At 66.5% G+C, this 25,511-nt stretch carries 26 protein-coding genes; 7 read left to right on the forward strand and 19 right to left on the reverse strand.

Going from position 1 to position 25,511, the window contains the following annotated elements; genetic code table 11:
* Window positions 1-160: 160 nt before the first annotated feature.
* The 13 genes from ACQUSX_RS08475 to ACQUSX_RS08535 are packed head-to-tail and all read right to left on the reverse strand — an operon-like array spanning window position 161 to window position 11,181.
* The gene (locus ACQUSX_RS08475; protein ID WP_428906506.1) at window positions 161-964 is read right to left on the reverse strand and encodes an SDR family NAD(P)-dependent oxidoreductase; all 804 of its coding nucleotides are present in this window, start codon (window positions 962-964) and stop codon (window positions 161-163) included.
* A complete protein-coding gene (locus ACQUSX_RS08480) occupies window positions 961-1,809 on the reverse strand; it encodes an N-acyl homoserine lactonase family protein (RefSeq protein ID WP_428906507.1) in 849 nt (282 codons plus the stop codon). Before ACQUSX_RS08480 ends, ACQUSX_RS08475 begins: the two co-directional genes overlap by 4 nt.
* Window positions 1,810-1,811: 2 nt before the next feature.
* Entirely contained in the window at window positions 1,812-3,233 is a 1,422-nt protein-coding gene (locus tag ACQUSX_RS08485; protein WP_428906508.1) for a purine-cytosine permease family protein, read from the reverse strand.
* Window positions 3,233-4,162, reverse strand: a complete 930-nt coding sequence (locus tag ACQUSX_RS08490; RefSeq protein WP_428906509.1) for a sulfite exporter TauE/SafE family protein — start codon at window positions 4,160-4,162, stop codon at window positions 3,233-3,235. The genes ACQUSX_RS08485 and ACQUSX_RS08490 overlap by 1 nt, the downstream gene beginning before the upstream one ends.
* Window positions 4,054-5,262, reverse strand: a complete 1,209-nt coding sequence (locus ACQUSX_RS08495; RefSeq protein ID WP_428906510.1) for a diaminopropionate ammonia-lyase — start codon at window positions 5,260-5,262, stop codon at window positions 4,054-4,056. Before ACQUSX_RS08495 ends, ACQUSX_RS08490 begins: the two co-directional genes overlap by 109 nt.
* Window positions 5,263-5,273: 11 nt before the next feature.
* The gene (locus tag ACQUSX_RS08500) at window positions 5,274-6,020 is read right to left on the reverse strand and encodes an SDR family NAD(P)-dependent oxidoreductase (protein WP_428906511.1); all 747 of its coding nucleotides are present in this window, start codon (window positions 6,018-6,020) and stop codon (window positions 5,274-5,276) included.
* A complete protein-coding gene (locus tag ACQUSX_RS08505; protein WP_428906512.1) occupies window positions 6,017-6,460 on the reverse strand; it encodes a GlcG/HbpS family heme-binding protein in 444 nt (147 codons plus the stop codon). Before ACQUSX_RS08505 ends, ACQUSX_RS08500 begins: the two co-directional genes overlap by 4 nt.
* Window positions 6,457-6,684: a biotin/lipoyl-containing protein gene (locus ACQUSX_RS08510; protein WP_428906513.1), complete on the reverse strand. Its 228-nt coding sequence runs from the start codon at window positions 6,682-6,684 to the stop codon at window positions 6,457-6,459. The genes ACQUSX_RS08505 and ACQUSX_RS08510 overlap by 4 nt, the downstream gene beginning before the upstream one ends.
* Before the next feature lie 27 nt (window positions 6,685-6,711).
* Window positions 6,712-7,701, reverse strand: a complete 990-nt coding sequence (locus ACQUSX_RS08515; RefSeq protein WP_428907617.1) for an alpha-ketoacid dehydrogenase subunit beta — start codon at window positions 7,699-7,701, stop codon at window positions 6,712-6,714.
* 2 nt (window positions 7,702-7,703) lie between these two features.
* On the reverse strand, window positions 7,704-8,726 hold the full coding sequence (locus ACQUSX_RS08520) for a thiamine pyrophosphate-dependent dehydrogenase E1 component subunit alpha (protein WP_428906514.1): 1,023 nt from the start codon (window positions 8,724-8,726) through the stop codon (window positions 7,704-7,706).
* A 29-nt stretch (window positions 8,727-8,755) separates the two neighbouring features.
* Window positions 8,756-9,553: an amino acid ABC transporter ATP-binding protein gene (locus ACQUSX_RS08525; protein WP_428906515.1), complete on the reverse strand. Its 798-nt coding sequence runs from the start codon at window positions 9,551-9,553 to the stop codon at window positions 8,756-8,758.
* Window positions 9,543-10,181, reverse strand: coding sequence for an amino acid ABC transporter permease (locus ACQUSX_RS08530; RefSeq protein ID WP_428929959.1), 639 nt, complete (start codon window positions 10,179-10,181; stop codon window positions 9,543-9,545). Before ACQUSX_RS08530 ends, ACQUSX_RS08525 begins: the two co-directional genes overlap by 11 nt.
* Window positions 10,182-10,236: 55 nt before the next feature.
* Entirely contained in the window at window positions 10,237-11,181 is a 945-nt protein-coding gene (locus ACQUSX_RS08535) for a substrate-binding periplasmic protein (RefSeq protein WP_428906517.1), read from the reverse strand.
* Between the two features lie 147 nt (window positions 11,182-11,328).
* Here ACQUSX_RS08535 and ACQUSX_RS08540 point away from each other — a divergent pair, with 147 nt between their 5' ends.
* The 7 genes from ACQUSX_RS08540 (at window position 11,329) to ACQUSX_RS08570 (ending at window position 18,981) form a co-directional block, all read left to right on the forward strand.
* Complete coding sequence (locus tag ACQUSX_RS08540; RefSeq protein ID WP_428906518.1) at window positions 11,329-12,807, forward strand: gamma-glutamyltransferase; 1,479 nt, start codon at window positions 11,329-11,331, stop codon at window positions 12,805-12,807.
* A complete protein-coding gene (locus ACQUSX_RS08545) occupies window positions 12,795-14,009 on the forward strand; it encodes a M20 family metallopeptidase (RefSeq protein WP_428906519.1) in 1,215 nt (404 codons plus the stop codon). Before ACQUSX_RS08540 ends, ACQUSX_RS08545 begins: the two co-directional genes overlap by 13 nt.
* A 71-nt stretch (window positions 14,010-14,080) precedes the next feature.
* Window positions 14,081-14,767 (forward strand): GntR family transcriptional regulator, encoded by a 687-nt coding sequence (locus tag ACQUSX_RS08550; RefSeq protein ID WP_428906520.1) that lies wholly within the window; start codon window positions 14,081-14,083, stop codon window positions 14,765-14,767.
* A 287-nt stretch (window positions 14,768-15,054) separates the two neighbouring features.
* On the forward strand, window positions 15,055-15,381 hold the full coding sequence (locus tag ACQUSX_RS08555; protein ID WP_428906521.1) for a nucleotide pyrophosphohydrolase: 327 nt from the start codon (window positions 15,055-15,057) through the stop codon (window positions 15,379-15,381).
* On the forward strand, window positions 15,378-17,105 hold the full coding sequence (locus ACQUSX_RS08560; protein WP_428906522.1) for a DNA/RNA helicase domain-containing protein: 1,728 nt from the start codon (window positions 15,378-15,380) through the stop codon (window positions 17,103-17,105). Before ACQUSX_RS08555 ends, ACQUSX_RS08560 begins: the two co-directional genes overlap by 4 nt.
* A gap of 121 nt (window positions 17,106-17,226) precedes the next feature.
* Complete coding sequence (locus ACQUSX_RS08565; protein ID WP_428906523.1) at window positions 17,227-17,709, forward strand: pyridoxamine 5'-phosphate oxidase family protein; 483 nt, start codon at window positions 17,227-17,229, stop codon at window positions 17,707-17,709.
* A gap of 165 nt (window positions 17,710-17,874) precedes the next feature.
* Window positions 17,875-18,981: a hypothetical protein gene (locus ACQUSX_RS08570; RefSeq protein ID WP_428906524.1), complete on the forward strand. Its 1,107-nt coding sequence runs from the start codon at window positions 17,875-17,877 to the stop codon at window positions 18,979-18,981.
* Window positions 18,982-19,005: 24 nt separating this feature from the next.
* On the opposite strand, the gene ACQUSX_RS08575 is transcribed toward ACQUSX_RS08570, so the two are convergent.
* The 6 genes from ACQUSX_RS08575 to ACQUSX_RS08600 form a co-directional block, all read right to left on the reverse strand.
* Entirely contained in the window at window positions 19,006-19,920 is a 915-nt protein-coding gene (locus ACQUSX_RS08575; protein ID WP_428906525.1) for an SDR family NAD(P)-dependent oxidoreductase, read from the reverse strand.
* 48 nt (window positions 19,921-19,968) lie between these two features.
* The gene (locus ACQUSX_RS08580; protein ID WP_428906526.1) at window positions 19,969-20,979 is read right to left on the reverse strand and encodes an ABC transporter ATP-binding protein; all 1,011 of its coding nucleotides are present in this window, start codon (window positions 20,977-20,979) and stop codon (window positions 19,969-19,971) included.
* Window positions 20,972-21,994, reverse strand: coding sequence for an ABC transporter ATP-binding protein (locus ACQUSX_RS08585; protein ID WP_428906527.1), 1,023 nt, complete (start codon window positions 21,992-21,994; stop codon window positions 20,972-20,974). Before ACQUSX_RS08585 ends, ACQUSX_RS08580 begins: the two co-directional genes overlap by 8 nt.
* Entirely contained in the window at window positions 21,994-22,929 is a 936-nt protein-coding gene (locus ACQUSX_RS08590) for an ABC transporter permease (RefSeq protein WP_428906528.1), read from the reverse strand. Before ACQUSX_RS08590 ends, ACQUSX_RS08585 begins: the two co-directional genes overlap by 1 nt.
* Entirely contained in the window at window positions 22,922-23,851 is a 930-nt protein-coding gene (locus ACQUSX_RS08595) for an ABC transporter permease (protein WP_428906529.1), read from the reverse strand. Before ACQUSX_RS08595 ends, ACQUSX_RS08590 begins: the two co-directional genes overlap by 8 nt.
* Window positions 23,852-23,915: 64 nt before the next feature.
* Complete coding sequence (locus ACQUSX_RS08600) at window positions 23,916-25,511, reverse strand: peptide ABC transporter substrate-binding protein (protein ID WP_428906530.1); 1,596 nt, start codon at window positions 25,509-25,511, stop codon at window positions 23,916-23,918.

Consider the following 25,511-nt stretch of genomic DNA (forward strand, 5'->3'; position numbering starts at 1 on the left):
GCGAACTTGGAATCGCCTTGGTGCTCGAAGTCGGCGACAAGGACGGTTCCACTCGCGCCCACTTTCATCCGCGCCGGAGACCGCCACGAAGGTCACTGAGCATCTGCTCGATGTGCAGCAGCGGCTGACCGCGCTCTGGCCGGCGCTAGGCGTCGAACATTCAGCCGACCTGCCACCCGCCGTCGACGACGATGCTCTGCCCGGTGACGTAGGCCGCGAGGTCGCTCGCGAGGTAGACGAAGGTGTCGGCGACATCCTCGGCCGACCCGAGCCGGCCCATCGGGATACGCTCGACGAATTGCTGCCGCTCGGCCTCAGCGGTGGTGCCGTTCTGCTCCGCGCGGCGATCGAAGAGCTGGTTGAGCATCGCCGTGCCGATCTGCCCCGGGCACACCGAATTGACCCGGATGCCCGCCGGTGCGAGTTCGGCCGCCATGCTCTGCGCAAGCCCGATCAGCCCGAACTTCGACGCCGAGTACGCCGCGTTGCCCCGGCCACCGCGCAGCCCGAACAGAGAGGAGGAGAAGATCACGCTTCCTTCTCGACCCGATCTTTCGAGACGTCGCGCGAACACGGTCGCGGTGTGGAATGCGCCGGTGAGATTGACCGAGATCACGGTGTTCCACTCACGCTGTTCGATCTCGAGCGCGGGTTTCGCGACGAGGATGCCGGCGTTGGCAACGATCACGTCGCACACTCCGAGCTCCGCCTCGACACGGTCGGCGACGTTCTCGAGCGGTGTCGGCTCGGTGACGTCGACTCCTATTCCCATCGTCCGCACTCCGTGACGCGCGGCGATCTCGGCGGCGACGGCGGACGCCTGCGCTTCGTCGAGGTCGGCGACGACCACCGCCGCCCCCTGCGACGCCATCCGATCGGCGATCGCGTGGCCGATCGCCCCGACGGCGCCGGTGATGAGGGCCACACGTCCAGTGAGGAGCCCAGATTCAGCGAGCGCGCTCATCGGTGCCCTCCCTTCGGGTGATGCACGGCGTTCAGCACGACCTGGTCGTGCCCGGGGATGAGGTGGGCGCTGGTCTCGCGCGACACCGCAAGCAGCTTCTGGAATGACGCCCTGGCATCGGCTTCGTCGGCGTCCGTCCCACCTGCGTACGATCCGCAGTGCACGTGATCTAAGAAGTTCTGCGCCAGATCGGCCGCGTCCCCGGCCATCACCCATGTACCCGATTCTGGCAGCTCGACGCGGAACGACTGATGCCCCGGAGTGTGCCCCGGCGTCGCCAGAGCGTGCACGCCGGGCGCGAGCTCCTCATCGCCGTCGAGCATCCGCCATCGCGTGCCAGGCTCTGACCAGTCGGGTTCGTAGAACCCCTCGGCGATACCGACGGCGCCACTGCGCACGAAATCGAGTTCGGCTTGCTGGATCGCGATGGTCGCTCCCGCCCGCGCAAGGGTCGGGATGCCGCCGGAGTGGTCGACGTGCATGTGACTGACCGCCGCCAAGGTGATGTCGCCGGGAACGAGACCAATCTCGGCGAGCGCTGTCTCGAGCGGATTCTCGCCATTACCCCAGTTGTACCGCCCCTCGGGCGGTTCCGGGTACAGATGCCACTGCTCATCGAGGTTCGGGGCACCGGCGCATCCGGCTGCGTATGCGGCCGAATTCACCGGATCCTCGTGGGCTGATCGCGACATCCCGGTGTCGAGCAGCACCCATCCCTCGCGGGTCTCGACCAGGGCGCCGAACAGCGGCTCCCAGTAGAGATGGTGCCGACCGCCTGCCAGCGACAGGTTCTTCGACACCCTCTCGGCGCCATACTGCAGAAAGAACAGACGGTCGGCGTTCATGATCACACTCCTGTCTTGAGCGACTCGGAAGGAGCAGCCGCCGTCCGGCGGTTGCGGGCCGTGAGCAGCAGATACACCAGACCGGTCACGATCAGGCCGGGGATCCACGACAGATCGGCGTCACCGAACAGCGGTGTGGCGGCACCCTTGATGACGCCGTTGTTCATGAACGGCAGTGCGGCGGCGATGCCGACGAAGTAGGCGATGAACGCTTGCCAGTTGACGCCGCCGTAGGTCCACGTCGTCGCGTCGTGATAGTAGATGCCGCGCTTATTGAAGAACTCGTCGACCTGATACTCGCCCTTGCGGATCCAGTAATAATCGATCAGGTTCACCGCACCCCACGGCACGAAGCCGAGCAGTAGGAACGACAGGAATATGCTGACGTTCGCCGCGAACTCGCCCGAGGCGAAGATCGCGATGATCAGACCCAGGACGAACGTCGGCATAAGCATCCACACCCGGGTGGCCTTCGACGCCCGCACCTTGCGGAACGAGGTCGCCGCCGTAATGAGATTCAGCATGCTGCCGTAGAGGTTGAGCGCATTGTTGCCGCCGATCGCCACCGCGGTGACGACGAGGATGATCGCGACGATCCAACCGCCGCCGAAGAGCTCACCAATCGAAGCCATCGTGTCGTCCGGGTTGAACTGCGTGGCCAGCAGCACGCCGAGCAGCATCGTCCACGTCGTGCCCAAGAAGGCGCCACCGAAAGTCCAGCCGAAGGCCGCGCTGGGCTTGGTGTCTGTGGGCAGGTAGCGGGAGTAGTCGGACACGTACGGAGCATAGGTGAGCAGGAAGGTGGCAACCAGACCGAAAGCGGTGAGGAAGGGGCCGGGGGCGAAACCCGCCATGGTCATGTCGAGACCGCCGTGGATGAGCGCCGCCACCGTCACGATGATCACGGCGATCGCGAGCGGCCACATCGCCCATTTAGCCGCGACATGGATGGCACGATAGCCGATCAGCGACAGCACGAGGCTCAGCGCGGAGACCACGATGATCGAGATGGGAAGATCGATGCTCGGGGCGGCCGCGGAGAGCGCCTGCCCGCCGATCACAGCCGTCGTGGCGAAGAATCCGAGGTACAGGAACGCGGCGAGCGCGATCGGCAGCAGCGCGCCGTAGAAGCCGAACTGCCCACGGCTCTGGATCAACTGAGGCACGCCGAGCTTGGCGCCCTGCACCGAGTGCAGGGCCATGAAGATCGCTCCGGCGAGGTTGCCGAGCACGACCGCGACGACGGCCCAGAATAGGTTGTTGCCGACCACCACGGCCAGCGCTCCGAAGAATGCGTTGCCGACGTTGAGGTTCGCCGAGAACCAGACCGGGAAGAGGTCGCGTGCCGTGCCCTGGCGCTCGCCGGGCGGGATCGCGTTGACGTGCTGCACTTCGATCGCTGATGACTTCGTCGTCTCAGACATCACTTGCTGCCTTTCGATTCGGGTGTGAGGTGTTGCTTGATCGCGTGGACAGCCATGCGGATGGCGACCACGACGAGGAAGGCGGCGAACAGGATGGACGCCACCTGAGGATCGAGCAGGAAGGCGAGAGCAGCGCCGCCGACCGAGGTCACGGCACCGGTAAGGCCGATCGCCGCCGAGGAGCGCAGGTCGACATTGCCCTTGCGCAGGCTGAACCAGGTGGCCACGAGCCCGGTAGGGATGACCACGAGGAGCGACACGCCCTTCGCGGTGAGATCGCTCATCCCAAGCAGCACGACCATTACCGGCACCATGAAGACGCCACCGCCAACGCCGAGAAGGCCAGACAGGATGCCAGTGAGCAGGCCCACGCCGACGAGGATCGCGCCGAGCGTCAGGGTGAGTTCGATGTCGACTCCCCGAGCGGGGACTTCGAGCATCATCCGCACGGCGACAAACAGCATGAAGGCGATGAACAGCCAACGCAGCACGCCTTGCCGCAGCCACGAAAGCAGCCGCGCGCCCCACATGGCCCCGACCACCGTGCCGATCATCAGCAAGCCGGCGACGCGCAGATCGACACTGCCGTGTAGCAGATAGGCGCCCGCCCCCACGATCGAGATGGGTACGACCGCGGCGAGCGAGGTGCCGTGCGCAATGCGCTGGGCAAATCCCAGAGCGAGCACGAGCGCAGGCACGATGAGCACGCCTCCACCGACGCCGAACAGGCCCGAGAGCAGACCGGCGACCGCGCCGACGATCATGAGGCTCCACAGGGACGGGGCGGTGCGACCGGTCGTCTCCGGGGCCGAGGCACGGGTCACAGTTGCACCACCCCCGCGGCCTGGCGGCGGGTGTCGCTCTCGCCCTGCACCCGCTGAGGCGACGTGCCCACGACGGCCTCGTAGTTGACCGGGTCGGTCGCCCATTCTGTGTTGATCAGCAGCACGGTCGCATCGGGCAACAGCCCCGCGGCCGCCCGAGCGTCCGCGTGCCCGGATCGGACGATGGCGAGCAGCCCACCGAGCGAAGCGGCTCCAGACTCCCCTGCGACGATCCCCGACTCGGCGTAGGCCCGCATCGCGACGTCCGCCGCGTCGTCGTCGATCGCGACGAACACATCAGCCGTGCGGTCGATGATGGGCCAGGCCAGTTGCGACGGGAGGCCGCAGTTGAGGCCGGCCATGGTGGAGTCGTGCGGCGGCGGCGCCTCGGTGATGGCGCCGGCTCGAGCCGAGGCGAGCAGGCAGTTCGCGCGGAGCGGCTCGACGATCACCGTACGCGGCGGGGTGGTTGCGGCGTCGGAGCGGTAGTGCACGAGGCCGGCGGCGGCGAACGAGCCGACCCCGGCCTGGAACGCCACCACACTGGGTGCTGTCGCTCCGTTCGCCGCGAGCGCCTGGTCGATCTCGCGGAACATCGTGGAGTACCCGTGCCCAACTTCGCGGGGGATGGCCGAGTAGCCTTCCCAGGAGGTGTCCGAGACCACGATGGTGTTGTCGTCGGCCTCTTCAGCCGAACGCAGGATCGCGTCGTCGTAGCTGCCGTCCACCACGATCACCTCGGCGCCCTCGACCTCAATGTCGGCGATGCGCGATGCGGCCGTTCCCGCCGGCACGAAGATATTGCACGCGACACCCATCAGCTTCGCCATACGGGCGACACCCCGACCGTGATTGCCGTCGGTGGCCGCGACGAGCCGCTTCGCGCCGGCATCCGGTATCCGCTGGCGCAACTGCTCCGGCGAGAGCGACTCCTCGATCCCGCCGAGCCATTCCCGGCGCACCGCGAACGCCGTCGCCCACGAGGCGCCGAGCATCTTAAACGAGGGCAATCCCAGACGAGTCGACTCGTCCTTCACGAGCACGCGTGCAACTCCCAGCGCCTGCGCGATGCGCGGCGCATCGAGCAGCGGCGTCGGCTGGTACCCGGGCACGGTGCGGTGGTAGTCGATGGGAGAGGATCCCTGCTCGGCCTCGGCGGGGATAGACGCCACGGCTCGGGGGTTCGCGAAGAGGTCGTACCGCATCTGATGTCCTTTCAAACCGCGGTGTATCCGCCGTCGATCACGAGCGACTGCCCGGTGATGTACGACGCGGCTTCTGACATGAGGAAGAGCACGCTGCCGACGATGTCATCGGGTCGTGCCTGGCGACCGAGCGGGATGCTGCGCTCCAGTTTGGCGAGGGCCTCTCCAGCGTCGTGCTGGTGGCCCCAGAAGCCGTCATTGAACGGCGTGTCGACCCAGCCGGGACAGATGGCGTTCACCGTCGTCCCCACCGGTGCGAGCTCGTCGGCCAGCGCGCGAACGAGGCCGATGAGGCCCGCTTTGGTCGCGTGATAGGCGGGCATTCCGGCATGCCCGCGCAGGGCGCCGGTGGATGAGGTGAGCACGATCCTGCCCGCACCGGAACGCGCGAGATGCGGTGCCGCCGCCTGCGCCATGAGGAAGGGCGCGCGCAGGTTGACCGCCGCGGAGAGGTCCCATTCCTCGACTGTCCACTCGGACAGCGGATGCGCGACGAGCACCCCCGCGTTGTAGAACACTGCGTCCAGTCGACCGCCGGTGTGCGCAAGGGCGGTATCCACCGCTCGCCGCGGTCCGTCGGCCGAGGCGAGATCGACCTCGACGAACCAGCCGGCGCCGGGCCGGTCTTCGGCGACGAGCGGGTCGCCCGCCGCCGCGTTGCGGTCGACGAGCACTACGTCGTGCCCCTCGTCGCGCAGCCGTCGCACGACGGCGGCGCCGATGCCGGTCGCCCCGCCGGCGACGAGCACCGCGCTCATGACGCGCTCTCCAATCCGCACGCGCCGAGAGCGGCGAGCGCGCAGGCCTCGTCGACCTCGGATGCCGCGCCGCTGACCCCGAGCCCGCCGATCAGGGTGCCCTCGTGATAGATCGGGACACCGCCTGGGAACACCACCGCGCGGCCGCCGAGGGTGGCCGACAGCCCCCAGTCGGTGCCGCCGGGCGCCGAGCTGTGCATCCAGGCGCGGGTCGGGAATCCGAACGACACCGCAGTGTAGGCCTTGTCCTGAGCGATCCCGAGCGCGCCCAACTGCGCGCCGTCCATCCGCGCGGCGGCGACGAGGTTGCCGCCCGAGTCGACGACGGCGGCTGCGAGGCGGATACCGCGCCGGGTGCACTCGTCGTGCACCTCGACGATCAGGCGCTGCGCCGCGGCTGCGGAGATGTCGCTGCGCTGCGCAATCGGCGAGGCGGTCATGTCAGCCGGGCGACGACTGCCCCCACCGCGACGGTGTCTCCTGCAGCGACGAAGATCTCTGCGACGGTGCCGCCGGCCGGGGCTTCGACCTCTGCATCCACCTTCTCGGTCTCGACCGTGACGATGGACTGGCCCTCGGTCACGACGTCGCCCACGGCCACGTCGACGCTGATGATCTCGGCTTCCTGCATCGTCATGCCCCACTTGGGAAGGATGATGTCCATAGCTCTGTCTCTCTCGTTGGTTGTCGGTCAGGCGAGGGTGCGCTGGATCGCGGCGCGGATGTCGTATTCCTGCACCAGCACACGCTCCTCGAGCGGGGCGCTGAACGGCACCGGTACGTCGGCCCAGGCCACGCGTTCGGGCGCAGCCTTGAGCGAACCGAAACCGCTCTGAACGACGGAGGCGACGATCTCGCTCGCGGCTGATGCCGTCAGGCGCGCATTGTCGACGACGACGAGGCGGCCCGTGCGCGCCACCGAGGTGAGCACCGTGTCGATGTCGAGCGGCACGAGCGTGCGCGGGTCGATGACCTCGACGCTCACGCCTTCGGATGCCAGCTCGGCGGCCACCTTCAGCGCCTTCGGCACGGTGGCGCCGATGGCGACCACGGTCACGTCGTCGCCGCGGCGCTTGATGTCGGCGACGCCAAGGGGGACCGTGTAGTCCTCTGCCGGGACGTGCCCGCGCGTTCCGCCGAGTACGTGGTCCTGCAGGTAGACGACGGGGTTAGGGTCGCGGATCGCCGAGAGCATCAGTCCCTTCGCGTCATACGGGGTGCTCGGCATCACGATCTTCAGGCCGGCCACGTTCATCAGCATGGAGTGCAGGTTCTCGGAGTGCTGGGCGGCTCCGCCGCCGCTGGGGCCGGTGGCCGTGAAATAGGTGATCGGCAGGCTGACCTGCCCGCCCGACATGTACCGCAACTTCGCGGCCTGGTTCGCGAGCTGGTCCATGGAGACGTAGAAGAACGCTCCGATCATCATGTCGACCACCGGGCGCAGGCCTGTGGCGGCGGCACCGACGGCCGCGCCGACGAACGCCTGCTCCGAGATGGGAGTGTTGCGCACCCGCATCTCGCCGAACTCCTTGCTCAGGCCGCGGGTGGCGCCGATCACCGACCGGTCGACGTCCTCTCCGATCACGACGACCCGCTCGTCGTCGCGCATGGCAGCCGCGATACCCTCTTTCATTGCTTTGATGAAGTAGGTCGGCCGTTCCTTGGCCTCGGTGTGCTGCATGGTCACTGGTCGGCTCCGTTCGTTGCGTCGGCGAAGAGGTGCTGCAGGGCTTCTTCGGCGTCAGGGAAGGGACTGTTCTCGGCGAAGTCGACCGAGTCCTCGACGGCCCGGGTCTCGTCGGCGTCGATCGCATCCCACTCGTCCTGGTCGATGACCCCAGCCGCGATGAGCGCGTCGCCGTAGCGGGCGATCGGCTCCTTGGCGCGCCACTCGTCCTGCTCGGCCTGCGGCCGGTAATTGCCGGCGAAAGCCTCTTCGCCCTCGTTGTGTCCGTGCCACCGATAGGTGCGCGCCTCTATCAAGCTGGGTCCTTCTCCGGCGCGTGCTCGCGTCACGGCGGTTGCGGTGGCCATGCGGACCGCCTCGACGTCGTTGCCGTCGACCTGCACCCCGGGGATGCCCATCGGGGTGCCGCGGTCCGCGATGCGGCCGGCGGTGACGGTCTCGCTGGGCGACCACTCGCTGTAGCCGTTGTTCTCGCAGACGAAGATCACCGGCAGTTTCCAGATGGCCGCGAGGTTCATCGACTCGAAGAACACGCCCTGGTTCGAGGCGCCGTCGCCGAAGAACACGACGGTCACGGTGTCTCGGCCCTGCTGCTGATCGCCCCATGCTGACCCGGTGCCAATCGGGATGCCGCCGCCAACGATGCCGTTGGTGCCCATGATGCCCAAGTCGAAGCTCACGATGTGCATCGAGCCGCCCTTGCCGCGGCAGTAGCCGTCGACCCGCCCGAGCAGTTCGGCCATCATGCGATCGACAGTCGCGCCCTTGGCGATGAGGTGACCATGGCCGCGGTGGGTGGAGGTGATCCGGTCATCCGGGCGCAGTGCGGCGCACACGCCGACGGCGACGGCCTCTTCACCGAGATAGAGGTGCACGAAACCCGGCAGCGTGCCGCGCTTGAACAGCAGCGCCAACTTCTCTTCGAACCGGCGGATGCGGATCATCTGCCGGAGCATGTCCTTCTGCTTCTCGGCAGTCGGCGTCGTGACGCCCGGCGTCGTGACGGCAGCGGTGGTCATGGCTACTCCTTCGTATGGTGCGGTCGTTGTCATGTCGTCCGAGGCTGGTCTTCACCCCAGAGCACGAGATTGAGAAAGCGGTCGAGGCGTTCGGAGCTGGGGGTCGACAATACGAGCTCAGGGTCGCCCTGCTCGACGATGACACCGCCGTCGATGAAGACGACCCGGTCGGCGACGAGCTTCGCGAAGCCCATCTCGTGCGTGACGATCACCATCGTGCGGTCCTCGGCGGCGAGCGTGCGCATCGTGTCGAGAACTTCCGCGCGCAGTTCCGGGTCGAGAGCCGAGGTCGGTTCGTCGAACAACATCACCTTCGGGTTCATCGCCAGGCTCCGTGCGATGGCGACTCTCTGCTGCTGGCCTCCCGACAAGGATTGCGGCCGTGCGTCGACATGGGAAGACAGGCCGACCTCGGCGAGCGCGGCGAGAGCCTTCTCCTTGGCGACTGCCTTGGAGCGGCCGAGTCCGGAGAGCTGTCCCTCCATGACGTTCTCGAGCGCTGTCATGTGCGGAAAGAGGTTGAACTGCTGGAAGACCATGCCGATGTCGCGGCGGATACGCATGACGTGCTTGGGCACGCCGTCCATCCGTTGTCCGAGCACTTCGACAGTGCCGCCGGTAGGGACTTCGAGGTGGTTAAGACAGCGCAGCATGGTGCTCTTGCCCGAGCCACTCGGGCCGATGATGCATACCACTTCGCCGGCTTCGACATCCAGGTCGACGCCCTTGAGCACCTCTACATCTCCGTAGCTCTTCCGCAGACCCCGCACGCGGATCACGGGGCCGTTCTGGATGACGGGCACTCGATCGGTTCTACTATCGCGCAACGTTCATCCTCCTGTTCAGTCGTTCGGCGTTGATCGCCAGCGGCAGGTTGATGAGCAGATAGAAGAGCGACACGAGCAGCAGCACCTCGATCTGGCGAAAGGTGCCCGCACCCACATTCTGGGCGGTGTTGAAGAGCTCGGCGACGCCGATCACTGAGATCAGGCTGGTGTCCTTGGTCAGGCTGATGAGCATGTTGCCGATGGGAGGCAGCATCCGCTTGATCGCCTGAGGGTAGATAACTCGGACCAGCGTCTTGACGTGCGGCATCCCCATGGACTCCGCAGCCTCCCATTGCCCCTTGTCGATGCTCTGCACCCCGGCACGAAAGATCTCTGCGAAGAATGCACCGAAGTTCAGGCTGAGCGCGATGACGCCGCTGGTGAAAGCGGGCACCGAGACTTCGAAGACGATCGGGATGAGAAAGAAGATCGCGACGATCTGGAACAGAATCGGTGTCAGGCGAAAAAAGTCGACGTACACTCGCGCGGGCCAGCGCAGCCACGCATGGCGACTCATCAACATCTGGCCGGTGATCAGCCCGATGAGCACCGACAGCACGGCAGACCAGATCAGGATCTGGAGGGTCAGGAACGCCGCCTGAAGGAAGATAGGCAGCGATCCCTGCACCCACGAGAAGTCGAAGGTGTACGCGGGCAGCATGACGGGGGGCATGTCGGCGTCCTCAGTCGGCGGCGTTCTGGTCGAGCCAGTACTGGATGCGCTCGTCCATGCGACCGCTGCTGCGCGCGTCGTCCACCCACGCGTCCACACATCCCTTCCAGGCCGCGTCGTTCTGCGGCAGACCGAAGGCGACCTCGAACGGGTCGATGATGTCGTCCTCGCCGGCGGTTGGGGAGGTGACTCTTCCCTGAAGGCCGATGGCGGCGAGCTGTGGGTCCGTGTACTTCGCCAGCAGCACCGGCATTGGCGCGGCTTCGACCATCGAGGCATCGGCCTGCCCCGCGGCGAGGAATTCGTAAAGCAGCAACTGTCCGCGCAGAGGCGCATCGGAGATGTTCGCCTCGGGAATGTACTTCTCGGCGATGGCTAGTTGAGCGTTTCCGGTGCCGTAGACGAAGCGCACATCGGGGTCGTTCAGGTCGTCGATGCTCTGGTATGGGCTGTCCTCCAGCACGTAGAAGAGCTGCCCCGAGAGGTAGTAGTAGTCGCTGAAGTCGATTGCCTTGGCCCGCTCGGGCGTGATGAACAGCTGCGCGCCGATGATGTCGGCCTTGTCGGACTGGATGGCCGCCGTCATGATGCTGTAGTCGTAGTCCTGGATCTTGGCTTCCACGCCGAGAAGAGCGGCGAGCTCGCGGGCGTTGTCCGCTTCGACGCCGGCCCAGCTGCCGTCTGCAGCCTTGAACCCGAATGGCGGCGAGATGCCGATGCCCCAGTTCAGAGCCCCTCTGTCGCGGATCGCGTCGAGGCTCGGGGACGCCGCTTCACAGGCCTTCACCACGTCCGCGCCGAACCCTGCGGTCATGGGCGCCCCGGGTCGCGCCTCTGTGTCATCGCCGGCGGGCGTGCTGGCGGGGGGAGCCGAGGGGAGCTCGATTGCGCACCCCGACAGCACGAGCATCGTGGCGCCGAGCAGGGCGCCCAAGGTCTTCATCGACGTCTTCATGATTCTCCTTCGAACCGGTCAGGTGCGTCATCGTTCCGACGATTGCCTGCTCCAGCGAGCCCGCCACGTCGGCTTGTATCTTTTATAATTCATAAATAATCTGAACACAAGCATCAATGCCGATGCGGATCGACAAGGGGGAATCGCATGAACCGAACCGCCCGTTCTCGCAATGCCGTGCACGGCACATACGGTGCCGCTGCCGCCGGGCACCCGCGGGCTGCCGCCGCGGCATCCGCGATCCTCACCCGCGGCGGGAACGCCATCGACGCCGTGATCGCCGCACAGGCGGTGATCTGCGTAGTCATGCCACACGCAGCAGGTGTCGGCGGCGACATGCTCGCTCTGGTCCACGACCGCGGAACGACGAGAGCGCTCACCGGCACGGGCATGAGCCCAGCACGCCAGCCGGAGCGCTATGCCACCGACGGTGGCACCTCGATCACCGTGCCCGGCATCGTCGACGCCTGGGCGACGGCTGCTCGCCTGTTCGGACGACTGCCCCTCGCAGACTCCCTGGAGGAAGCGATCCGGCTGTGCGACGAGGGCATCCGCGTCGAGGCCAACCTCGCCACAGCCGTCGAGGCGCAGCGCAACCGGCTTGTTCGGCACGGTGCGGCGGACTGGCCCTTGCTGCATCTCGCCGAGGGAGAGCGCTGGCGACAGCCGGAGCTCGCGCGACTGCTGCGGGCGGTCGCCGAGCACGGGCCGACCGCCTTCTACCGCGGGGCCGCTGCCGAGGCCATCGCTAACGCAGTGGAGAGGCAGGGCGGCACCCTCGACGCGACCGATCTGGCGGGGCACGAGACGCCCATCGCAGTCCCCGTCGAGTGCGGGTGGGCAGGCGGGCGGCTGTCAGTGCAGCCGCCTCCGACACAGGGCACGCTGCTCGCGATGGTGGCGAACGCGCTCGATCGCATCACGACCGTCGACCACGACAACCTGCAGCATGTTCTGGTCGAACTCACGGAAGCGGCCTTCGCGCACCGCGACTCTGCGGCTCGCGGAGCGGCTCTGCTCGACGAGACGCTCGACGTCGACGTCGACCGGGCACAGAACCGCGGTGGCCCGCGGGCATACCTGCACACCGCGGGTGTCGCCGTCGCGGATTCCGATGGCATGGTGGTCTCATCGCTCGTCAGCGTTTTCGACGATTTCGGCTCGGGCGTGCTCGTGCCGGAGCTTGGGATCGTGTTGAACAACCGCGCGGGCGGCTTCACCACCGGAGACAACGCCCCGGGGCCTCGACGCCGACCGGTGCACACGCTCGCCCCTGCGCTTGTCGCCCTCCCTAACGGAGACGTGCTCGCCCTCGCCACTCCGGGCGCCGACGGGCAGGTGCAGACCCTGATCCAGGTGCTGGCGCGAATGCGTTTCAGCGGCGATTCCCTCGACGTGGCGATCGCGGCGCCCCGCTGGCGCAGTCAGGACGCCGAGCTGCTCATCGAAGACGACCACGACGGCGCGGAGAATCTGCGCCGTCGTGGGCACATCATCAGTCCGCGCCCCGCCGGCGACGACCTGTTCGGTGCGGTCGTCGCGGCCGGCACCGCCGACGGTCGGCCATTCGCCGCCGCGGATTGGCGCCGTCAGACCACGACAGGAGCAGCATCATGGAGACGATGACGGATGCCCTCGCGGCGACGATCCGGGAGAAGATCCGGAGTCGACGAGAGGAGATCGTCGGGCTGTGCGCCGAACTCGTCGCACAGCCTAGCGTCAACCCCGACGGTGATACGCGGGGAATGGCCGCGGCGGTCTCCGCGGCGCTCGCAGGCTTCGGCGTTCGCTCGCGCTTCGAGCAGTCCGTGCCGACGATGCCGTCGGTCGTCGCGGAGCTAGACTCGGGTCGTCCCGGCCCTCATCTCGTGCTCAACGTGCACATGGACACCATGCCTCCCGGCGACGAGTCGGCCTGGTCGGTGCCGATTTACGAGCTCACCCGCAAGGACGGCCGCCTGTACGGACTGGGGATGGGCAATATGAAGGGCTCGGTCGCCGCGATGATTCACGCGGTGCGCTTGCTCACCGAGCATCCCGAGACCTGGAGCGGTCGCGTCACGTTCACCGCGGTCAGCGACGAAGTCGTGTTCGGCGAGAACGGAGCGGCGTACCTACTGCGCACCATACCCAGGATCGTCGGCGACGGAATGCTGTGCGGCGAAGGCCCGGGCTTCCAGCGCCTCGCGGTGGGCGAGAAGGGGGTGCTGTGGCTGGAGCTGACTGCAACCGGCGACGCCGGGCACTCCTCGTCCGTGAGACAGGGCCGCTCGGCAACTGCTCGACTCGCCGAAGTGGTCGCGCAGGTCGACCGCTTGAACGGGATGCGTGCGGAGATCCCCTCCGGCCTCATCGGAGTCGTCGACGCGCAGGACCCCGGGTTCGAACTTACTGCCAACGTGGGCACGGTGCGCGCGGGGACGTTCATCGGGCAGGTCGCAGTGAACGGCACGGCCGAGATCGATCTCAGGGTCCCCCCGGGGATGACAATCGACGAGGCGCAGCGGACGATCACCGACATCGCCGATCGCGTCGGCGAAGTCACAGTGCGACGAATCAAGGGCTGGGATCCGAACTGGACGACGCCGGAGTCAGCGATCGGACGAGCATGGATGACAGCCCATGAGCGGAACAGATTCGAAGCCCCTCGTTTCGCCGTGCGTCTGCCTGCGAGCGATGCGAGCAGGTGGCGGCTACGTGGCACTCCCGCGCTGTGCTTCGGGCCCCAGCCCGGGCTGTCTGCCGGGGTCGACGACTATGCGGAAGAGGATGAAGTGCTGCGCTGCGCCGTGCTCTTCACCACGACCGCGATGGAGTTCCTCAGCTGATGGCTGGCAAGAGCGCTATATTCTCAGGATCGGGTTCCAGCACGACGCGGGAGAGGTCCGGGGGGATGACGATGTCACGAGCAACCGCATCGACCGCGGTCGCCGGCACTCCCCCTCTCGGCCGAACCACTCTTCCCGCACAAATCCACGGGTTCCTCGAAGAGGCGATAATTCACGGAGAAATCGCGCCGAGCACCCGGCTGAACGCCGACGAGATCGCAGCGCAGTACGGAGTCAGCCGCATTCCGGTGCGCGAAGCCCTGCGCTCGCTGCACGAGGCCGGTTGGGTGGACATCCGACCGCGGCACGGCGTTTACGTCCGCGAGCGCTCGATGACCGAGTTGCACGAGCTGTTCGAGACGAGATCGGGGATCGAGGCGCACATTGCGGCTCTCGCCGCCGAGCGCCGCACTGACGACGAATTGGCGCTGCTGCGCAGCGCGGTCGAGGCCGGGCAGTCGGCGGCGCAGACCGGTGATTCGGATGCCGTGGCCGAGGCCAGCGTGCAGTTCAACCAGACGGTGCGAGAGGCGTGCAATAACAGTGTTATGGCCACGCTGTCGGCAGCGCTCGAGAAGCGCGCCCGGTTCTACTTCGCGATGGTGGAGGGGCGTCTGGGCGCCGACTGGGTGAGCGTGGAGCGTCAGCTCATGGAGCTGATCGCGAAGCAGGATGCCGAGGGCGCAGCCGAGGCTGCCCGCACCCACATCATCGACACGGGAACGGCGGTCGCGAGCCTTCTCGACAACCAGGATTAGTCCAGTGTCGTGACGACTTCACCCTGGCGACAGCATCGACCGCAGCGCCGGGTAGGCGAGCGCACCGGCCAGATACGAGAGTTGCCGAACGACGGCACGGCAGCCGCCACCGGTCCGATGTAGATGGCCGAGCCCCATAACACCGACGGTACGGCCCACGCGATCACCCAGGCGGCGAAGCCCCACTCGATCGGCCGGCGGGGTCTCGAACAGCTCGTCGACCGCGGTTCGCTCCGCGCGAGCGGACACCCTGATGGTCAGCAGTGTCGCCTGCTACCGTCACTCTCATGCCCACCCCCGCAACGTTGCAGGCCCTCCGCGCCTTCGTCGCTGAGCGCGACTGGGACCAGTTCCACTCTCCCGAGAACCTCGCGAAGTCGATCTCGATCGAGGCAGCCGAGCTGCTCGAGCTGTACCAGTGGAGCCAAGAACCCGATCGGGAACGCGTAGAAGAAGAGCTCGCCGACGTGCTCACCTACTGCATCCACCTGGCGAACAGGCTCGGCGTCGACATCGACGAGATCATCCTGAGCAAGCTCGAGAAGACCCGCGCGAAATACCCGGCCGAACTCGCTAAAGGGCGCATGACCAAGTACACGGACCTGCAAGCATGACCGAGTTCAGCATCGAACGGCTGCCGTTCCAGCGGCAGCATGTCGATGCCTGGGCGCGCAGCGACGAGCACCACACCGACTGGCCCGTCGTCTACGTGCTCGACAGCACGGCCCGCGGCAAGAAGCTCTATGTCGGCGAGACGGTCAATGCAGCATCCCGCATGCGACAGCACCTCGCCGGCCCCAAACGCGACGCGGGCCTCGAGTCGATCCGCGTCGTCATTGGGGAGCGCTTCAACAAGTCGGTCTGCCTCGACCTCGAATCACACCTGATCCGCTGGTTCCACGGAGACGGGCAGTACAGCATCCTCAACGGCAACGACGGACTCAGCGACGCACGCTACTACGATCGCGAGATCTACCGCGAGTCCTTTCGCGACGTCTTCGAGGCGCTGCGCGCCGAGGGGCTCTTCAGCCGCAGCATCCCCCAGATCGAGAACACCGACCTTTTCAAGCTCTCACCGTTCAAGGCCCTCACCGACGATCAGGCCATCGCGATCGAGGACATCGTCGAGGGACTGCTGGCCGATCTGCAGCATCCGACTGCCGAGTCCACGCTCGTCGTCCAAGGTGATCCGGGCACGGGCAAGACGATCATCGCGATCTTCCTCATGAAGCTGCTCGCCGACATCCGGGACCACGAAGACCGCGACGACGTCGAGCCCGACTCGATGTTCGCCGAGTTTTTCACGCCCGAGAACCGCGAGCTGCTGCGCGAGTTGAAGATGGCTCTCGTGGTCCCGCAGCAGTCGCTGCGTCAGTCGGTGAAGCAGGTGTTCAAGAAGACGCCGAAGCTCGACCCGAAGATGGTGCTGACCCCGTTCCAGGTCGGCGAATCGGATGCTGACTTCGACCTGATCCTCGTCGACGAGACGCACCGGTTGAATCAGCGCGCGAATCAAGCGTCAGGCGTGCAGAACAAGAAGTTCGGCATGATCAATGAAGCGCTGTTCGGCTGGGACGATTCGGCGCGCACCCAGCTCGACTGGATCAAGGCGAGAAGCAAGCATCGGATGCTGCTGATCGACGGAGCGCAGAGCGTGCGCCCGCACGACCTCTCCCCCGCTCATCTGGATCGCGAGCTGCGGGATGCGAAGGACGCCCACCGGCACTTCAGGCTGACGACCCAGATGCGAGTGCAGGCCGGTGCGGACTACGTCGAGTTCATCCGCGCGCTGCTGCGCGGCGAGAACCCGCTGCGTCCTGATCTCGGCGAGTACGACCTGCGCTTCTTCGACGATCTCGGCGAGATGCGCAGCGCCATTCGCGCGCGCGACCGCGAGGTCGGACTGTCGCGTCTCGTGGCAGGCTACGCATGGGATTGGGTGTCGCGGCGCGACCCGTCGGCGTTCGACATCGAGCTCGACGGCGAGCGGATGCGATGGAACAGCACCGACAAGGACTGGATCAACGCCTCGGGCTCACTCGACGAGGTCGGCTCGATCCACACCGTGCAGGGTTATGACCTCAACTACGCCGGCGTCATCATCGGACCGGATCTGCAGGTGGATCCGGATGGTTCGATCAACGCTTATCGCGACGCGTATCGCGATAAGAAGGGCAAGGAGAACACCGGCCACCTCAAGGGCGCGTTCGGCGATGACGATCTGCTGGTGTTCATCCGCAACATCTATGGAGTGCTGCTGACGCGCGGGATGCTCGGCACGTACGTGTACGTGTGCGATCCGGGGTTGCGGGAGCAGCTGCGGGCGCGCCTCGGCTGACTCCGCGTCGCGTCGACCACCCCATAGCTGTCCCACGGGCATCCGACAACCCCCTCGGAAGATCGCACCTCGCACGACATCGTGGCTGTCGTACATCCGCTCACGAGAGAAAGGTGCGCCCATGACTCACACAACGGATGACCGCCAGAAGGTCGGGGAGCTGATCAAGAAGTTCCGCATCGCGATGTTCACGACCGCAGACGCGCAGGGGGCACTGATGTCCCGCCCGCTCACCGTGCAGGAGGCGGAGTTCGACGGCGACCTGTGGTTCCTGGTCCCCAGGTCCTCAGCACCGGCGGCCGACGCCAGCGGCCGCGCACACGCGAATGTCGCGCTCAGCTCGGATGACACCTGGGTCTCGCTTTCAGGCACCGCCAACCTCGTCGATGATCGCGGGATGATCCGGAAACTGTGGAACCCCGTGCTCGACGCCTGGTTCCCCGACGGTCCCGACGACCCCGACATCGGCGTGCTGAAGTTCACCGCTGACTCGGCCGAGTACTGGGACAGCCCCGGCAAGATCGCCACCGTGCTGCGGTTCATCACCGCGAAGGTCAAGGACGAGCGCATCGACGGTGGCGAGAACCGCAAGGTTGACCTGTAAGACGGGTTCGCGGCGCTGCGCGTCGTTGCGCGCTCGCTCAGGAACCCGAGGCGTGTTGCGCTCGTTGAGGCAGAGCGCTGAGAGCGCGCGTGCCGAAGCCGCGTCGCGGCGATCTGATCCCGTAGGTTGATCAGGACACCGTCCTTCTACCGCCCGGAACCGCCAGTGCCCCAGTTCGACTTCGGCCATTTCTACAAGTTCATCGTCTCCGCAGGCCTTGTCCTGATCGCGGCGGCGTTCGTGGTTCCCTGGATCGTGTTCCAGTCCACCGGCATTCTGACGATCTCGAAGAACGACCTCGCCGGACTCACCGACACCGCGAAGTCGCTGATCGTCGAGCGCCAGAGCGGACTGTCGGACTTTCAGGCTTGGGCGTTCCCCGGCCTTCCGCTCGCCCTCGCGATCGTCGGACTCTGCGTGACCGCGCTCGGACTCATCTTCTGGCACAAGCGTCAGGCCAACCAGAATGCCCTTGACGACCTAGACCTCGAGACCAAGCGGGCAGCGTTCGCGGATGCGACGCAGTCAGAGGTCGATTCCAAACTCCGCGACGAGGTGACGGAAGACCTGCGGTCTGAGGCGGCGTCCGCACCGGCATCCGACGAGGAACCGGCATCCGACAACGAAGACGAACCCTCGCGACCCAACACTCCCGGCGGATCCGGCGCGCTCGTCGACCCCGCCCGCCCGGCCTCGGGTTCGACCCCGCCCGTCGTCGCCACACAGATGCACCGCATGCGCGACTGGGAGTCCTCTCTGCACAGCCGCCTCCAGCTTGCATACACGGGCGCAGTCCGGGCGAGACGCAACGTGCGGATGACGACCATCGATGGCCGCATCTACATCCTCGACGCAATGCTCTCGGCCGAGGCCGGCAGCGACTGGGGTCAGCTGGCGATCGAGCTGAAGGCCGTCTCGTCGCCGAACAACCTGATCAACCGCATCCGCGATGCCGCCACACGCCTCGGCGCCATCGGCGTGAACCTCACGGCGGGACAGGTGTACACGGGAGTGGTCGGCCGTCCACCGAAGACGGCGACCACCGCCGTCGTCCTGCTGATCTGCGACGGCTTCTCGCTCGACAATGAGAGGCTGCGGTCGTCTGCAGCGGCAACCGTCCGCGAACTCAACTCGATCATGAACGTGCCGGTCGGCGTGATCGTGACCTCGGCGGAGTCCTTCGAGAACGCTGACCCGGGCACGCTGCGCGCGCTGATCGCCCAGGCCTGGACGAGCCGCGATGGCGAGGCCCAGCTCGTCTGGCATCCGTGATCCTGCGCTCAGCCTGCAATCTGCTCAGCCAGCCAACCCGCGCGTCAGCGCCATCTCGGCGAACTCCCACATCCGCCGCGCCGCATCCGCATCCCGCAGCGCCCTGAACAGCGCCCGCTCGCGCGGAGCGCCTGACATCCCGAACGTCCCGCCGGGCACGTAGAACTTCCCGATTCCTGCATCCGACGCCAACGCCATCAGCGCAGGCTCCGCAGCCTGCGCGGGAGTGCTGCCGAGGCGTCGCGCGAGCTGCGCCCTGCCGCCCGTCTCGCCACCCTTCGGCCGGCGCCGCACGCCGACGGCGATGCCGGTATCGGGCGCGACGCCCGGGTGGCAGAGGTTCACGTTCAGCCCCCACCCCTCGGCCGCGCTGCGTCGAGCCAGCTCCGCACCCCACAGCCCGAGCGCGCGCTTCGACCCGGCGTACGCGCGCCACGCGCTGTAGCGCCGCTTGCACTCGAGGTCATCGAGACGGCCGCGTGCGGCCGCCAGGCTCAGCTGCACAGCGACGCGTGCCCGCCCCGCACACAGCAACGGCATCAGCTCGCGCGTGAGCGCGGCATGTCCGAGGAAGTTAGTCTGCAGATGCAGCTCGTGCCCGTCCACCGTGACATGCCGTTCGCCGTCGCCCAGCAGGATGATCCCGGCATTCATCACATACAGCTCGATCGGCGCACCCTCCGCGCGCAGCCTCTTACCAAGCGCCGCGACCGATGCGAAATCCGCCAGATCGAGATCTCGTACCTCGAGCGACGCGTCCGGCACAGACTCTCGGATGCTGCGCATCGCAGCATCCCCACGACTACGATCGCGCACGGGAAGGATGACATGCGCGCTCCCTGCGGCGAGCGCCCGCGCGATCTCCAACCCGACGCCACTGCTCGCTCCGGTCACGAGCGCGCGCCGACCACTCCACCGTCCGGTCATCCCTGTCCCCATCGCTCAGTTGATCTCAGCGTGGCCGGCGACCGGCAGGGAATCAAGAGATCAGGCCAGGTCCTCGCGTATGACCACCCGAGTGGCCGCGTCAGGTCCGGGCCGGAAGCAGGCAACGAGGCGGCCCTCGCCCGACAGTTCGGGCGGTCTTTCCGAGCACGCGCTGACCGCACGCCAGCACCGGGTGCGGAAGGTGCAGCCACTGGGCGGATCGATCGGGCTCGGCGCGTCACCCTGCAGCACGATCCGTCCCGGTTGGTCGCGCTTGCGGGGATCAGGAATCGGTGAGGACGAGAGCAGCGCCTGCGTGTACGGATGCTGGGGGCTCTCATACACGTCGCGTGTGGCGCCCTGTTCGACGATTCGGCCGAGGTACATCACCGCGACCCGGTCGGCCATGCTGCGGACGACGGCCAGATCGTGCGAGATGAACAGGTAAGCCAGACCCAGCGTCGATTGCAGTTCCTTCAGCAGCGCCACGATCTGCGCCTGCACTGACACATCGAGTGCCGACAGGGGCTCATCGAGCACCAGCACCCGCGGTTCGACGGCAAGGGCACGGGCGATGCTGATGCGCTGGCGCTGTCCGCCGGAGAACTCGTGCGGATAGCGGTCGAGGTGCTCCTCGGTCAGGCCCACCATCTCGAGCAGTTCGATGCTGCGCTCACGCCATCGCGAGCGCGGCAGGAGTCCACGATGTATCTCGAACGGCTCCCGCAGCACGGACTCGATCGTCAGCCGGGGGTTGAGGGATGAGAACGGATCCTGCAGCACGATCTGCACATCGCGGCGGAAACGCAGCGCCTCCCGTCGGCTGCCGGCGACCGGCTCGCCGTCGACGATGATGCTCCCTCCGCTCGGATCCTCGAGACGGGTGATAAGCGAAGCGAGTGTGCTCTTTCCGCATCCGGACTCTCCGACCAGCGCTAGACACTCGCCGGCGGCGAGATCGAGATCGATGCCGTCGACGGCTTTGACCGTCGCCCGCGGACCGCGCATTCCGGTGGAGCGCACCGGGTAATGCTTGGTCAGGTCGCGAGCGACGATGAGCGACTCAGGCATGACTCGCCTCCTTGGTCTGCAGTCCGGACTCGACGAGGTGGCACGCGACCGCGCGGCCGTCTTGGGCGTACGTCAACTCGGGAATCGTCGTGCGACACCTCTGCATGGCCAGCGGGCACCGAGGGGCGAACGGGCAACCGGTGAGTTCGTCACGCGGATCGGGAAGCCCGCCCGCGATCGGTGTGGGGAGCACATCCTGATCAGGACGCGGCACCGACTCGAGTAGTCCTCTTGTGTACGGGTGCAGCGGATCGAGCAGAATCTGCTCCGCCGTGCCCTCTTCGAGAAGCACACCCGCGTACATCACGATGATCCTGTCGGCGATCTCGGCGGCGACCCCGACATCATGGGTGATCAGCAGCAGTGCCATCCCCTTCTCCCGTCGCAGCTCCGTGAGAAGCGTCAGGATCTGCGCCTGCACAGTCACGTCGAGTGCCGTCGTCGGCTCGTCGGCGATGAGGAGCTGGGGGTCAAGCGCAAGGGCCATGGCGATCACGATGCGCTGGCGCATGCCGCCCGACATCTCGTGCGGATAATTACGCGCACGACGCTCGGCGTCTGGAATCTGCACCGCCTTCATCAACTCGACGGCCCTTCGGTCGGCCTCCCGTTTTCCGATCTTGCGGTGCACCATGAACATCTCTGCGATCTGCCGCCCGACCCGCTGCACGGGGTTGAGCGCCGACAGCGCGTCCTGGAACACCATGCTCATCCGCTGCCCCCGGATGCTCTTCAGCGTGCTGCCCGGGCCGATGAGCGATTCACCGCAGAAGCGCATCGATTCCGCCGTCACGTTCGTCGTGTCCACCGGGTGCAGCCCGAGCAGGGCTTGCGCAGTGACCGACTTCCCCGAACCCGATTCACCGAGGATCACGACGCACTCCCCCGACTGCACAGTGAAGCTCATCGAGTGCACTGCGTGGACCGGACGTTCCTTGGACTTGAGGAAATCGACGCGCAGATTCTCGACCGCCAACAGCGGCTCGGTGGAAGTGGACGTGTTGGTCGTCACCATCAGCGCACCTTCGGGTCGAGCGCGTCGCGCACGGCATCGCCGAGCAGCACGAAGGCCAGGACGGTGACGCTCAGGAACAGGGAGGGGAAGAGAAGGAGATGAGGATGCGAATTGAAGTAGTTCTGCGCCGTGTTCAACTGCAGTCCCCACGAGATCGCAGGGGGCTGCAGCCCCACACCGAGATAGGTGAGTCCGGCCTCCCCGGCGATGATCCCCCCGATGCTGAGGCTGCTCAACACGATCACCGGCGCGATCGAATTCGGCAGGATGTGGCGCAGCATCAGCCGGCTGCTGGATGCGCCGAGGGCACGGGCCGCGCGGACGTACTCCATATTCTTCGCGCTCATGACGCTCGAACGCATCAGCCGCGTCATCGTCGGCCAGGAGAAGATCGCGAGAGTGATGCACACCGTCGCCACGTTTCGCGTGCCGATCGCCGTGAGGATGACGATCGCGGCGACCATGAACGGGAAGCCGTAGAAGACGTCGGTGACACGTCCGAGCACGTTGTCGAACCACCCGCCGTAGAACCCGGAGAGCAGACCGAGGACCACGGCGATGACCATGGCTGACACCGTGACGACGATGCCGATCGTGATGGAGGGATTGGCGCCGTAGATCACGTTGGCGTAGAGATCGCAGCCCTGTACGTCGAATCCGAACGGATGCCCCGGTTCGGGTTCGGCTCCGCTGCGCGCCAGGTCGCATTGCCGGGGGTCGCCGTGCCCGAACAACCCTGCGAACGGGGCGGGGAACAGCGAGATCACGACGAGCAGACCGATGACCGAACCGGGAAGGACGAACCGGGGGATCAGCAGCGCCCGCCAGGCTCTGCGGACGGCGGATCGGCGTCGGCCGCGATCGCGGGTCGCCACGGACACCGGCGGAGAAGATGGATCGTGCATGGCGTTCGCCTCTGTCTTCGTCTCAAGCACGTCGGATCCTTGGGTCGAGGTATGCGTATGTGATGTCGACGATCAGGTTGACGACGAGGAACACCAGCACGAGCAGCGTCGATATCCCCACTACCGCGGGGCCGTTCTGCTGTCCGATGGCTTTGAACACCTCGTTGCCCAGCCCCGGGAGATTGAAGATGCCCTCGATGATGACGGCGCCGCCGAGCAGCGCGCCGAATTCGATCCCGAGAAACGTGATCACGGGGATGAGCGAGTTGCGCAGCGCGTGGTGCACGATGACCCGGTTGCGCGGCATGCCCTTCGCGATCGCCGTTCGCACGTAGTCGGTGGAGAGGTTCTCGATCAGGCTCGTCCTGGTGAGCCGGGCTACGGCGGCGAGTCCGAGCAGGGCGAGTACCGCGGCCGGCAGGATGAACGCGACCGGCCACCCTGCGCTGGCCCCGGCGACAGGGAACCAGCCCAGTTCGACGCCGAAGAGGATCTGCGATACGTAGGCGACGACGAACAGCGGCACGGCGAAGGCGAGCGTCGTCAGGACGCCGACCAGCTTGTCCTGCCATCCGCCGCGGTTCAACGCCGCCCAGATCCCGAGCGGAATGCCGACGATGATCTGCAGCACCCACGCTGTCACACCGAGCATGATGCTCGTGGGCCAGTTGCGAGCGATGATGTCCGAGACCTCGCGCCCGAGAAAGTCTGTCCCCATGTTCCCCTGCAGAAGGTTCAGCATGTACTTGGCGTACTGGATGGGCAGCGGGTCGTTGAGGTTATAGCGCTCGCGAAGCGCGTTCTGCGCAGATTCTGAGATGTGGTGCACCCCGCCGCCGAGCGCGGCGATGGGGTCGCCGGGCAACGCGAACACCACGACGAAGATCAGGAACGTCGTTCCGAAGAAGACCGGAATGACCTGGAACAGGCGGCGGATCACGTAGCCGAACATCTCACTGCTTTCATGACCCGGGTGAGGCGAGGACGAGCTCGCCTCACCCGGGATCCGGGTTGGGCTACTCGGTGACTTCCACGTCCGCGAGGCTTCCGAGCCCCGCGAAGCCAACCGGAACCGAGTCGATCTTCTGCGACCATGCAGCCGTGTACTTGCCGAAGTACAGCGGCATCACGGTCATTTCGTCCCAGAACAGCGTCTCCGCCTCCTGGAAGTACGGCACTCCCTCTTCGAGCGGCAGTGCGCGTCCGGTGTTCATGAGGGTGTTGAACTCATCGTTCGAGAAGCCGCTCTCGTTAGCAGCACCCGTCGGGCTTCCGAAGGGATCGAGCATGGCCTCGATGTGCGGGTAGTAGGCACCCCAGCCGGCGAAGAAGGGCCCGTCAGCGGCCTGAGCGCCGATGGTCTCCGTGAACTTCGCGAACGGGTCGATCTGGAACGTGATGTCCTCGATGCCGAGGTTGTTGCGGAGCTGGTTGGCAACCGCTTGAAGGATCTGGTCGTTGTTGCCGTACTGGTACGCCCACAGCGTCAGCGGGCCGCTCCACCCGCCGGCGCTTTCGAGCAGCGCCTTGGCGCCGTCCGGATCGAACTCGCACGCGGCGCAGGTGTCGTCGAGCCCGCCGAAGGTGGAGCTCTCCGCCAGCGACTTCGCAGGAACGCCGGAGCCCTTGAGGATGGTGGAGGTCAGCGCCTCTCGGTCGATCGCCATCGAGAACGCCTCACGCACCCGCACGTCCTCGAAGCGCTCATCCCAAGTCGGGAAGCCGAAGTAGCTGAGACTCGGGATCTTCGCCACGGCAGTGCGTCCATCGACCCGCTTGTCGACATCCGCCAGCCGGTCGGTGGGCACCGGGTAGACCACGTCGACGTTGCCAGCGAGCAGGTCGTTGTACGCGGTGTCCATCGACTGGTAGGGCGCGAAGACGATCTCATCGCTCTTGCCCGCCTCACCCTTGTACTCCTCGAACCGCTCGAGCACGATCGGCTCGTTCGGGGAGTAGCTGCCAACGATCGCATACGGTCCGTTCCCGATCGGCGCCTTGTCGTAGCCCTCGGGGTCTTCGAACGCGGCCTTCGGCATCGGGGCGAAAGCGAAGGAGGTGACCGAGTAGGGAAAGAGTCCCGACGGTTCGGTGAGCGTCACGATGAACTCCGTGTCGCTCACGATCTCGAGGCCGGATAGCTCCGTCGCTGTCGGCTCACCCTCTGCGGGGTTGAGGTCTGCGTAACCTTCGATGTTCACGAAGTTGTAGTTCTGGAGCCATCCGTTCGTCCCGAGCGCAGTCGCGTTCCACGAGTCGACGTAGCTCTGCGCCGTCACGGGCTCACCGTTGTGGAAGGTCCATCCCTCGCGGAGCTTGAAGGTCCACACCTTCTGATCCTCCGAGGTGACGGATTCCGCGGCGGCAGGCACGGGCACGCCATCCTCACCGACCACCATCGGCGGTGTGAAGAGCAGCATCTCCTCGTTCCATGCCCAGGTGTTGCCCGGAGTGAGGTTGGCCGGGTCGGATCCCGCGACGGTGAACGTGGTCGCGGCGGAACCCGATCCGTCATCAGGGGATGCGGAACAGGAGACGAGGAGGCTCGTCGCAACGACGAGGGCTCCGGCAGCGAGAGCGATTCTGCTGCGCGAAGGGAAACCGGTGTTCAC

The sequence above is a fragment of the Microbacterium alcoholitolerans genome (assembly GCF_050408615.1).
Taxonomy (GTDB): Bacteria; Actinomycetota; Actinomycetes; order Actinomycetales; family Microbacteriaceae; genus Microbacterium.

Excerpts from the sequence above, each read along its gene's own strand:
- ACQUSX_RS08560 (WP_428906522.1), top strand. The coding sequence starts at position 15,378 with ATGACCGAGTTCAGCATCGAACGGCTGCCGTTCCAGCGGCAGCATGTC.
- ACQUSX_RS08495 (WP_428906510.1), bottom strand. The coding sequence starts at position 5,262 with ATGCGGTACGACCTCTTCGCGAACCCCCGAGCCGTGGCGTCTATCCCC.
- ACQUSX_RS08550 (WP_428906520.1), top strand. The coding sequence starts at position 14,081 with ATGTCACGAGCAACCGCATCGACCGCGGTCGCCGGCACTCCCCCTCTC.
- ACQUSX_RS08500 (WP_428906511.1), bottom strand. The coding sequence starts at position 6,020 with ATGAGCGCGGTGCTCGTCGCCGGCGGGGCGACCGGCATCGGCGCCGCC.
- ACQUSX_RS08510 (WP_428906513.1), bottom strand. The coding sequence starts at position 6,684 with ATGGACATCATCCTTCCCAAGTGGGGCATGACGATGCAGGAAGCCGAG.
- ACQUSX_RS08595 (WP_428906529.1), bottom strand. The coding sequence starts at position 23,851 with ATGTTCGGCTACGTGATCCGCCGCCTGTTCCAGGTCATTCCGGTCTTC.
- ACQUSX_RS08505 (WP_428906512.1), bottom strand. The coding sequence starts at position 6,460 with ATGACCGCCTCGCCGATTGCGCAGCGCAGCGACATCTCCGCAGCCGCG.
- ACQUSX_RS08535 (WP_428906517.1), bottom strand. The coding sequence starts at position 11,181 with ATGAAGACGTCGATGAAGACCTTGGGCGCCCTGCTCGGCGCCACGATG.
- ACQUSX_RS08565 (WP_428906523.1), top strand. The coding sequence starts at position 17,227 with ATGACTCACACAACGGATGACCGCCAGAAGGTCGGGGAGCTGATCAAG.
- ACQUSX_RS08555 (WP_428906521.1), top strand. The coding sequence starts at position 15,055 with ATGCCCACCCCCGCAACGTTGCAGGCCCTCCGCGCCTTCGTCGCTGAG.
- ACQUSX_RS08485 (WP_428906508.1), bottom strand. The coding sequence starts at position 3,233 with ATGTCTGAGACGACGAAGTCATCAGCGATCGAAGTGCAGCACGTCAAC.
- ACQUSX_RS08585 (WP_428906527.1), bottom strand. The coding sequence starts at position 21,994 with ATGGTGACGACCAACACGTCCACTTCCACCGAGCCGCTGTTGGCGGTC.
- ACQUSX_RS08580 (WP_428906526.1), bottom strand. The coding sequence starts at position 20,979 with ATGCCTGAGTCGCTCATCGTCGCTCGCGACCTGACCAAGCATTACCCG.
- ACQUSX_RS08540 (WP_428906518.1), top strand. The coding sequence starts at position 11,329 with ATGAACCGAACCGCCCGTTCTCGCAATGCCGTGCACGGCACATACGGT.
- ACQUSX_RS08515 (WP_428907617.1), bottom strand. The coding sequence starts at position 7,701 with ATGCAGCACACCGAGGCCAAGGAACGGCCGACCTACTTCATCAAAGCA.
- ACQUSX_RS08490 (WP_428906509.1), bottom strand. The coding sequence starts at position 4,162 with ATGGGCGACCGACCCGGTCAACTACGAGGCCGTCGTGGGCACGTCGCC.
- ACQUSX_RS08520 (WP_428906514.1), bottom strand. The coding sequence starts at position 8,726 with ATGACCACCGCTGCCGTCACGACGCCGGGCGTCACGACGCCGACTGCC.
- ACQUSX_RS08575 (WP_428906525.1), bottom strand. The coding sequence starts at position 19,920 with ATGGGGACAGGGATGACCGGACGGTGGAGTGGTCGGCGCGCGCTCGTG.
- ACQUSX_RS08545 (WP_428906519.1), top strand. The coding sequence starts at position 12,795 with ATGGAGACGATGACGGATGCCCTCGCGGCGACGATCCGGGAGAAGATC.
- ACQUSX_RS08480 (WP_428906507.1), bottom strand. The coding sequence starts at position 1,809 with ATGAACGCCGACCGTCTGTTCTTTCTGCAGTATGGCGCCGAGAGGGTG.
- ACQUSX_RS08475 (WP_428906506.1), bottom strand. The coding sequence starts at position 964 with ATGAGCGCGCTCGCTGAATCTGGGCTCCTCACTGGACGTGTGGCCCTC.